Below are 8,941 nucleotides of genomic sequence, written 5' to 3'. Positions count from 1 at the left end.
CTGCACGCGCGTGATCACGAAGCCCGGCTACAGCACCTTCTGTGAGGCCATGGCCCTGGGGCTTGGCATTCACCTGGTCCATCGCGAGGGCTTTGCTGAGGCCCAGGTCCTCGAGGACGCGCTGCAACGGCATGCTCCCCATCGCCTGTTGAGCCGGGCGCAGTTGGAGAGAGGGGAATGGCAGCTGGATCAGCCGTTGATCCCGGCCAGCGGATCCGGCCTGTCTCCCGATGGGGCCGATCAGGCGGCTCGGCTCCTGATCGCCTTGGCTTCGGACTTGAGGTGCTGATCTGCTGAAACTTTCAGCCTTTTGTTCTTTTTGTCACCACAAACTGTGATTAAGAGTGATGCGAACACGGTCGCGCAGTTCTTGATGCTGGTGGACGGTTATTGCACTGGTATGAATGACTTGCCTGTTTGACGGTTTGATAGGCAAACTCTCTGCATCCAATTAATTAGTTGCCATACCTCGGCAGGAAATAGCTTTCCTGCCCCACGTAGACAGCTTTTTGATTCGGTGCGCAGGTCGTGCACCCTCCAGGGTGTCCCTTTTCCGTGCGCTGCTCTTTGCCTTTGTTGGTTTGACCACTCAGATCCCCTCGAAGTCGATTGCTCCTTCGAGCTCTGTCTGTTCAACCCTCGCCCTTCCTCTCTTCTCCCTGGCCGGCGTTGCCCTGGCTCTGGCTCCGCTGCCTGCCCTTGCCGATGCCGGCAAGCTCAAGCCCCAGGTCAGCGAGTCCAGTGACGTCAGCCTGTTGCCGGCCCTCCCTCCGGTGCCTCGGGCTCCTGCCATGCCCCGCTCAAGGCTGGCCATGCTGGATGGCAATGACGGCACGATCAGCCCCGGCGGTCCCTTCCGTTACGTCATCACGCCCGAGCGCCGTGCCCTGCTGAACACGATCCGGTTCGCTGAGGGCACCTGGGCCCGTGGTGAAGATCTCGGTTACCGCGTGATGTTTGGTGGCGGTCTGATGGGCGGACTGGAGCGCCATCCCAACCGCGTGATCTATTCCGGTCGCTACGCCAGCGCCGCTGCGGGTGCCTATCAGTTCATGCCCTTCACCTGGACGATGGCCAGTCAGAAGCTTGGTCTGGCCGGCTTTGGTCCCCACGTGCAGGATCAGGCGGCCCTGTTCTTGATCCAGCGCCGCGGGGCCCTGGCTTTAGCCGATCGTGGCGAGTTCACCCCCCAGTTGGCGGCGAAGTTGGCGCCGGAATGGGCCTCGTTTCCGACCCTGGCCGGATACAGCTATTACGGCCAACCGGTGAAGCGCTACACCGCCCTTAAGGCCTTTTACGAGCAGAGCCTCGCCCAGCTGAAAACCCTGGCGGAAGCTCCTCAGGAGCCCGTGGTTGAGCTCCCCACCTGTGAGCCGGTGCAGTCCCTGCGCTGCCGTCTTCAGGCCCTCGATCGCATCGGTCCCAAGCCCAAGAGCCTGGGGATCTAACCCAGGGCTCCTTAGCCCTGGTCGCCCTCCTTCAGCCTGGTCTTTCCGATCGTGTTCTGCGCGATCAGGTAAGCCACGGCGATCGCCCCGACAAAGCCCAGGGCGTTGCGCACCAGCGGCAACAGCTCGGAGGTGCGGGTGATGATCGGTGCGACCCCGAACACCCCGAACAGGATCACCCAGAGGGGGGAGAGCAGCAGCACCCAGGCCCATTCCACGCTGTGCTCCGGTTTGCGGGGGTAGGCCGCAAAACCAACGATCAAGCCCCCAAGGATCGAGGTGGCCAGCGTCAGCAGCCATTGCTCCTGCGGCAGGCCGGGCACCACCTGGCAGCCGCCAATTTCAAGGCAGCCCTTCACCGTGTGGAGTGAATCGAGGATCGCCGCATCCTGGCCGTGGTCGCGGACGTAGTACTGGTTGCCAAAGCGGGTTTGCAGCTCCACCCAGTAGGTGCGGGGCATCAGGGCAAACAGCGCATCACCCACGTTGAAGTTGAGCAGGTTGCCGCCGCGCTCATCAGCAATCAGCAGCAGGGAGCGCTCATCGAGGCCCCAGAAATCCTTGACCGCCAGGCCTGGCGTGCGGTCGTATTGCGTCAGGACCCGCAGCTTCCAGCCGCTGACGGCTTCGAAATCGTCGATTTCGGCTTCGAGTGCCGCCCGCTGGTTGTCGGTGAGGATCTTGGCCAGGTCGATCACCGGTGTGGGGTGATCGGGCAGCAGGTCCGGATTGTCGTAGGCCCAGGCTGGAGCGGCCCCCCAGCCCAGCAGCAGCACCAGGCCGAGGGCCAGGCCCACCAGCCAACCGCGAAGGGCTTGGGCTGCACGCGGCTCGAACATGGCACCTGCTTCAGTGGCGAGCATTCTCCCTGAGTCCTCCTCAGCGCCGTGAGTTCTGCACCTTCCTCTCTGCATTCAGCTCCGGTCTGGCTGGCAGAGCGACTGGCGGCAGCCGGGGGCTGGGTTCCGTTCAGGACCTACATGGACTGGGCTCTCCATGACCCCGTCCATGGCGCCTACGGGGCTGGGCGGCTGCGCGTTGGCCCAGCAGGGGATTTCGCCACCTCCCCGTCCCTTGGTCCTGATTTTGCAGAGCTGCTCTTGCCGCAGCTGTTGCAGTGGTTCCAGCAGCAGCCGGCCGAAGCCCCCTTAGCCCTGATCGAGACCGGGCCTGGGGAAGGCCACTTGGCCCTTCAGCTCGCGCAGGGGATTGCCCGGGAGGCGCCGGAGCTGGTGGTCCGATTGGAGTTGGTCCTGGTGGAGCCGAACCCCGGGATGGCAGAGCGTCAACGGGGCCTGTTGGCCGATGCACCGCTGCGCTGCCGCTGGCAGTCCTTTGCCGAGCTCCAAGCCAGCCCCCGCTCTGGCGTGATGCTTGCCCATGAGGTGCTGGATGCCCTGGCGGTGGAGCGGGTCATCTGGCACAACGAGCGCTGGTGCCTGCAGGGGGTGGCGCTGGAGACGGGCGCCGATGGTGCTGCTGTCCTGCGGCTTGCGGCTGGGCCTGTACTCGAGGACGCACTGCGTCAGGAGCTGGAGGCCCTGACCCCTGGGCCCCAGCGTCCGGACGGTTGGTGCACGGAGTTGCATGTCGGTTTGCGCCCCTGGCTTGAGCAGGCCGCCCAGTCCCTCAGCAGCGGTCAGTTGCTCGTGATCGACTACGCCCATGAGGCCTGGCGTTATTACGCAGCGCAGCGCAGCCGGGGCACATTGATGGCCTACCGCAACCAGCAGGCCAGTGATGACCCGCTGCTGGAGCCGGGCCAGTGGGACCTCACGGCCCACCTTTGCTTGGAGACCTTGGAGCGCTCAGCGTTGGCGGCCGGTTGGACCCCCCTCGGTCAACGCCGTCAGGGCGAAGCCCTGTTGGCGCTGGGCTTGGCCCAGCGCCTGCATGCGCTGCAGCAGGGCGCACCATCGGAGTTGGCTGAACTGCTCAGTCGGCGTGAAGCACTGCTGCGTTTCGTGGATCCTGCGGCCTTGGGTGACTTCCGCTGGATGGCCTTTGCGCGTTCGCCAGGCTCAAGCCAGCAGCCGTACTTTCTGCAGGACCCGCCCTTGAGTTAGCGGCAGCGCTTCAGGGCCGCGAGCACCTGCTCGGGGCTCACGTCATCACGAATCTCCACGTGGCCCAGGCCCGTCGGCAGGACAAAGCGCACGCGGCCCTCGCGCACTTTTTTGTCCCCTTGGAGGCACTGCAGGACCGCCTCGGCATCAAGCTCGGGCCAGACCATGGGAAGACCCGCCGCTTTGATCACGGCTCGCTGACGGCGCTGATCCTCCTCGCTCCAGAGCCCCAATTCCAGGCTGAGTTCCCCGGCGGCGACCATCCCGATCCCGACGGCCTCGCCATGGAGATAGGTGCCATAGCCGCAGAGGGCCTCGACCACATGGCCAAGGGTGTGGCCGTAGTTGAGGATCGCCCGCAGGCCGCCTTCGCGCTCATCGGCGGCCACCACCTTGGCTTTGGCGGCAGCGGAGCGCTCGAGCACGCTCTGCAGCAACGCGCTTGGAAGGGTGTCCATCGAGGCCAGGCGGTCCCCGGCTGCCTCCAGTTCGTTGAACAGCTCGGGGTCGCCGATGACGCCGTACTTGATCACTTCCGCCATGCCGGCGCGGAACTCACGCTCCGGCAGGGTGGCCAGGGTCTCGGGATCGATCAGCACCAAGCGCGGTTGGTGGAAGGCGCCGATCAGGTTCTTACCGCCGGGATGGTTGACCCCGGTTTTTCCGCCGATGGAGGCATCCACCATGGCCAGCAGGGTGGTGGGCACCTGCACGACCGCGATTCCCCTCAGCCAACTGGCCGCCGCAAAGCCGGCCATATCCCCCACCACACCACCGCCGAGGGCCACGATCAGTGAGCCGCGCTCGAGCTTGCGGGCAAAGGCGGCGTCGTGGATCAGCCCCACGGTGGCTGGCGTTTTTTGGTCTTCCCCGGCTTCGATCACCAGCTGGCTGGCGTTGAACCCGGCGGCCTCCAGGCTGGCCAGGGCTTGCGCCCCGTAGTGCTGATGGACCACGGGGTTGGTCACGATCAGCACCTTGGTGCCCGCCTTGATGCCTTGGCCCAGGATCTGTTCACCGAGGGTCGAGAGCGCTCCTCGGCCGATGACCACGGGATAGGGATTGGCGCTCAGCGCCACCTCGATGGTGCGGATCGCGGCGGCCGTGGCGCTCATGGAACAACGCTGCTGTCGCTTGAGGCTATCGGTCGCCTGCTGCCGTGAGCACCTCCAGCAGGGCCGTGCCATAGCGCTCACGCTTGGCGTTGCCGATGCCGCTGACGCCGGCGAGTTCGCTGAGGGAGGCGGGCCGCTGCGCCGCCAGCTCCACCAGGGTGCGGTCGTGGAACACCACATAGGGCGGTACGCCTTGCTCACGCGCCTGCTCGCGTCGCCAGCTCTTCAGGGCCGCCAGCAGCGGGTCATCCGCTGCCACTGCCGCATCGCTCGGGATGCTGCGGCGCCGTTGCTCCTTCGCTGGCGGCGGCAGGACCAGCTCCAGCTCCTGCTCGCCCCTGAGCAGTGGCTGCACCAGCTCGGGCGGACCGAAACACAGCCCCCCCTTGGCGTCCTCCGGGGAATGGAGGGCCCCAAGACTCACCAGCTGCCGCAGCAGGGCCCGCCACTGGCCCCGGTCCAGCTCCTTGCCGATCCCGTACACGCTCAACTGGTCGTGCCCGAGCGAGCGGATGCGCTCGGTGTTGCCGCCCAGCAACACGTCCACGACATGGCCCGCGCCAAAGCGCTGCCCTGTCCGATAGACCGCTGAGAGCGCCTTCTGCGCCACGACGCGGCAGTCGCTGCGCTGCTGGGGCTCCAGGCAGCCATCACAGTTGTTGCAGGGCTCGAGAAGCTCTTCACCGAAATGGCGCAGCAGCACCTGACGCCGGCAGCCGCTGGCTTCGCTGTAGGCGATCAGGGCATCGAGCTTGCCGCGCTCGATGCGTTTCTGCTCCTCACTGGCGCCGGAGTCGTCGATGAAGCGGCGCAGCTGCGGGATGTCGCCTCCGCCGTGGGCCATCCAGGCCACCGCCGCTAGGCCATCGCGACCGGCCCGGCCGGTTTCTTGGTAGTAGGCCTCGAGACTTTTGGGCAGGTCCACGTGGGCCACAAAGCGCACGTCGGGTTTATCGATTCCCATGCCGAAGGCGATCGTGGCCACGACGACCACACCACTGCCGAGGCGGAAACGCTGCAAGGCCTCGCGCCGTGCCTCGGCATCCATGCCGGCGTGGTAGCCGATGGCATCCAAGCCAGCGGCCTTGAGTTCTGCGGCGATGCGGTCCACCCGGCTGCGGGAGCGGGCGTAGACAATCCCCGATTCGCCGCGGTGCTCCGCCAGGAACTGCAGCAACTGCGCGTTACCGCTCTGTTTGTGGCGCAGGAGGTAGCGAATGTTGGGGCGATCGAAGCTGGCCAGAAACACCTCGCCCTCCTGCAGCTGCAGGCGCTCGCGGATGTCGAGCTGGGTGCGCGGGTCGGCGGTCGCGGTCAGGGCCAGCCGCGGCACCTGGGGAAAGCGCTGCGCGAGCTGATCGAGTTGGCGGTACTCGGGCCGGAAGTCATGCCCCCACTGCGAGACGCAATGGGCCTCATCGATGGCAAAGAGGGCCAGCGGCATGGACCCCAGTCGCTCCAGCAGATCACCGCTGAGCAGCCGCTCCGGTGAGACATAGAGCAGATCCAGTTGGCCGTCGCTGAGCTGACGCCAGACCCGTTGGCTCTCGCCGGCCTCGAGGCCGGAGTGCAGGGCGGCGGCTGCAATCCCGAGCTGCTGCAGCGCCTCCACCTGGTCCTGCATCAGGGCGATCAGTGGCGAGATCACCACCGCCAGCCCAGGGCTGCAGAGCGCGGGGACCTGATAACAGAGGGATTTGCCACCGCCGGTGGGCATCAGCACCAGACCCGATCCGCCGCCGATCACGTGGCGGACGATGGCTTCCTGTGGGCCGCGGAAGCTGGCGTAGCCAAACACCCGTTGCAGCACCTCCAGCGGATCGCGGCTGCTTGGACTGGGCATGGGGCGCCTGGCTGATCGGAAAAGATCCACCACAATGGCGCGATATGGCTGAGCGTTCCCTCCGCACCGGTGCCTCCTCCTCAACCGCCTGGGCTTTCCTGGCGCCGGCGTTGCTGCTGATCTCCCTGTCGGTGCTCATCCCAGCGGTGATGGCCCTGGTGATGAGCTTCACCCAGACCGGTCTCGATGTCAGTGAACCGCTGCGTTTTGTCGGGCTGGCCAACGTGCGCCGCCTGCTGGCGGACCCGATGTTCTTCAAGGTCCTGGGGACAACCCTGGCCTATTTGTTTGGTGTGGTCCCGCCGGTGGTGCTCGGTGCCCTGGCCCTGGCGGTGCTGGTGAACCGTCAGCTCCCAGGCATCCATTGGTTTCGCGCGGCCTTCTACACCCCGGTTCTGGTCTCGATCGTGGTGGCGGCCATCGCTTTCCGCTGGCTCTACGCCGAGAACGGTCTGATCAATGGCTGGCTCGGCAGCCTCCTGGGTCCTGGCTTTGAGCCAATTGGTTTCCTGACCAACCCACTCCTGGCGCTTCCAGCGGTGATGCTCGTGACCCTCTGGAAGGGCCTGGGCTACTACATGGTGATTTTTCTGGCCGGTCTCCAGGGGATCCCGGCTGACCTCTACGAAGCGGCGGAGCTCGACGGCAGTGAGGGTTGGCGCAAGCACCTCGACATCACCCTGCCCCTGCTGCGTCCCTACGTCACCTTGGTGGCGGTGATCTCAGCGATTGCGGCCACAAAGGTCTTTGAGGAGGTCTATTTGATGACCCAGGGGGGACCCGCCAACAGCACCAAGACCCTGGTCTATTACGTCTACGACCAGGCCTTTGCCGAGCTGGAGATCAGCTACGCCTGCACGGTCGGCCTGGCCCTGTTCGTCATTGTCCTGTTGCTCTCGCTCGTTCGCTTTGCCTTCGCCGGCGACCGCGGCTTGACCTAGGGGCGGCGCAGACGAATGCAGCAATCGCACGCATCCTTGGAGAGCGTTCGAAATGGGTCATGGTTGCTGCGGTCGACTCGGTTCTGGAACGTCTGAGCGCGGCAGGTGTGCGGCAGGTCGCCGTGACCTGGGACAACCATGCCGGGGAGACCCTGGTGAAAGTGGTGCCCTTGCGCCACCTGCCCGATGCCATCGCTAAGGGTGTCGGCTTCTCACCGGTGTCGGATGCCTTTCGCTCCGATGGCGTGATTGATGGGGCCCATCGCCTGGCTCGCCCCGATGGCGATCTAAGGCTTCGGGCTGATCTGGAGTCCTTGGCGATGCTGGAACCACAGCTCGGCTGGGCTTGGGCCGCGGGAGAGCGCTGGGATCGCCAGACCGGCCCCTACGCCGCGGATCAACGTCACTTCTGCCGACGGATGGAATCGGAGCTCGAGGACTCCGGCTGGCGGCTTCGCGCCGGCTTTGAACTGGAGTGGGTCGTCGTTGTTCCTGGGGCAGACGGAACGCCGCAGGCCGTTCTTCCTGGTGGGCCCTATGGCGCGGATCGGTTGATCGAGGGCTTGGATTACGCCTCGGCCCTGCTCAAGGCCCTGGATGACGCCGAGGTTCCTTGGCTGCAGTTCCATCCCGAATACGGACCGTCCCAATTCGAGTTGTCGTTTGCGCCCGATCGATCCCTGACCATTGCCGACCATCTGATTCGCGCTCGCTTGGTGATCCAACGGGTGACCAGGCGATTTGGTTGGTACAGCAGTTTCAGTGCCAAACCCCGTCTGGATTGGGTGGGTAATGGCGGTCATCTGCACCTCAGCGTTCTCCATGACCAGGGCCCCATCCTTCAAGGGGGAGAGGGCTCCCATGGCCTGAAACCGGAGGGGGAAGCGTTAATCGCGGGCTTGCTTGAGCAGTTGCCCTCTCTGATGGCCCTGGCCAGTCCTTCCCCTGTGTCCTATTTGCGCTTGGTCCCGAGCAGTTGGTCGGCTCCCTTTCAGGTCTGGGGTGTGGAAAACCGAGAAGCCGCCCTCCGTCTTGTCCCGAGTGCTGCCGATGGTTCTGCCGCGCATCTCGAGATCAAGGCGGTCGATCCAACGACGAATCCCTATCTCCTGCTAGGGGCTTTGCAAGCCCAAGTGAAGGAGGCGCTTGCGCGTCCGCGAGTTCTGCCGCCAGCGCAGATCGGTGACCCGGCGGCTGCCCCGGGATTCTCGGCTCGACGTTTGCCGTCGAGCCTGCTCGAGGCCCGTGACGCCTTGGCGGCTGATCAGGTGCTGGAGGCCGCCATGGGCCCATTGCTGCATGGATCCCTGTTGGACAGCCTGGCCGCTGAAATTCAGAGGGTGCAGCAGCTCCCTGTGGAGGAGCAGATCAGCAGCTGTTGTTGGTGGCCGTTGGTCGGAGGCTTGGCCTGATGCAACGCCCAGCTCTCCCGATCGCTGCGGCGCTCGGGAACACGGTCGAGTGGTTTGACTTTGCTGTGTATGGCTACTTCGCCCATGCCATTGGCGCGGCGTTCTTCCCCGGGGGA

General features: G+C 65.3%; 7 protein-coding genes and 1 pseudogene. 5 read left to right on the top strand and 3 right to left on the bottom strand.

Annotated features, from left to right (window positions below; genetic code table 11):
• Positions 1-289 (top strand): annotated as a pseudogene (locus QZ186_RS10760) (hypothetical protein); the annotation flags it as partial.
• A 253-nt stretch (positions 290-542) separates the two neighbouring features.
• A complete protein-coding gene (locus QZ186_RS10755; protein WP_296416755.1) occupies positions 543-1,448 on the top strand; it encodes a glycoside hydrolase family 104 protein in 906 nt (301 codons plus the stop codon).
• A gap of 11 nt (positions 1,449-1,459) precedes the next feature.
• Here QZ186_RS10755 and QZ186_RS10750 read toward each other — a convergent pair whose 3' ends face one another.
• Positions 1,460-2,287 carry a TPM domain-containing protein gene (locus QZ186_RS10750; RefSeq protein ID WP_296416754.1) on the bottom strand — a complete coding sequence of 276 codons (828 nt, stop codon included), beginning with the start codon at positions 2,285-2,287 and terminating at the stop codon, positions 1,460-1,462.
• A gap of 141 nt (positions 2,288-2,428) precedes the next feature.
• Between QZ186_RS10750 and QZ186_RS10745 the strand changes: the two genes are divergently transcribed.
• Positions 2,429-3,514: an SAM-dependent methyltransferase gene (locus QZ186_RS10745; protein WP_296416753.1), complete on the top strand. Its 1,086-nt coding sequence runs from the start codon at positions 2,429-2,431 to the stop codon at positions 3,512-3,514.
• Here QZ186_RS10745 and aroB read toward each other — a convergent pair.
• Both aroB and recQ read right to left on the bottom strand, forming a co-directional pair.
• Positions 3,511-4,629: a 3-dehydroquinate synthase gene (aroB, locus tag QZ186_RS10740; RefSeq protein ID WP_296416751.1), complete on the bottom strand. Its 1,119-nt coding sequence runs from the start codon at positions 4,627-4,629 to the stop codon at positions 3,511-3,513. The genes QZ186_RS10745 and aroB overlap by 4 nt on opposite strands.
• Before the next feature lie 25 nt (positions 4,630-4,654).
• Positions 4,655-6,472 (bottom strand): DNA helicase RecQ, encoded by a 1,818-nt coding sequence (gene recQ, locus QZ186_RS10735; RefSeq protein WP_296416749.1) that lies wholly within the window; start codon positions 6,470-6,472, stop codon positions 4,655-4,657.
• 44 nt (positions 6,473-6,516) lie between these two features.
• On the opposite strand from recQ, the gene QZ186_RS10730 reads away from it, so the two are divergent.
• Both QZ186_RS10730 and QZ186_RS10725 read left to right on the top strand, forming a co-directional pair.
• On the top strand, positions 6,517-7,413 hold the full coding sequence (locus QZ186_RS10730; RefSeq protein ID WP_247478665.1) for a carbohydrate ABC transporter permease: 897 nt from the start codon (positions 6,517-6,519) through the stop codon (positions 7,411-7,413).
• Positions 7,414-7,472: 59 nt separating this feature from the next.
• Complete coding sequence (locus QZ186_RS10725; protein WP_296416748.1) at positions 7,473-8,825, top strand: glutamine synthetase family protein; 1,353 nt, start codon at positions 7,473-7,475, stop codon at positions 8,823-8,825.
• Positions 8,826-8,941: the final 116 nt, after the last annotated feature.

Source organism: Vulcanococcus sp. DEBay_Sum29NL08_54, from assembly GCF_017859255.1.
In the GTDB taxonomy this organism is placed as follows: domain Bacteria; phylum Cyanobacteriota; class Cyanobacteriia; order PCC-6307; family Cyanobiaceae; genus Vulcanococcus.
This window is presented reverse-complemented; position numbering and strand designations above follow the sequence as displayed.

Bases quoted from the DNA above. Each gene is read 5' to 3' on its own strand.
- QZ186_RS10750 (WP_296416754.1), bottom strand. From the start codon at position 2,287: ATGTTCGAGCCGCGTGCAGCCCAAGCCCTTCGCGGTTGGCTGGTGGGC.
- QZ186_RS10745 (WP_296416753.1), top strand. From the start codon at position 2,429: ATGGACTGGGCTCTCCATGACCCCGTCCATGGCGCCTACGGGGCTGGG.
- aroB (WP_296416751.1), bottom strand. From the start codon at position 4,629: ATGAGCGCCACGGCCGCCGCGATCCGCACCATCGAGGTGGCGCTGAGC.
- recQ (WP_296416749.1), bottom strand. From the start codon at position 6,472: ATGCCCAGTCCAAGCAGCCGCGATCCGCTGGAGGTGCTGCAACGGGTG.
- QZ186_RS10730 (WP_247478665.1), top strand. From the start codon at position 6,517: ATGGCTGAGCGTTCCCTCCGCACCGGTGCCTCCTCCTCAACCGCCTGG.
- QZ186_RS10725 (WP_296416748.1), top strand. From the start codon at position 7,473: ATGGTTGCTGCGGTCGACTCGGTTCTGGAACGTCTGAGCGCGGCAGGT.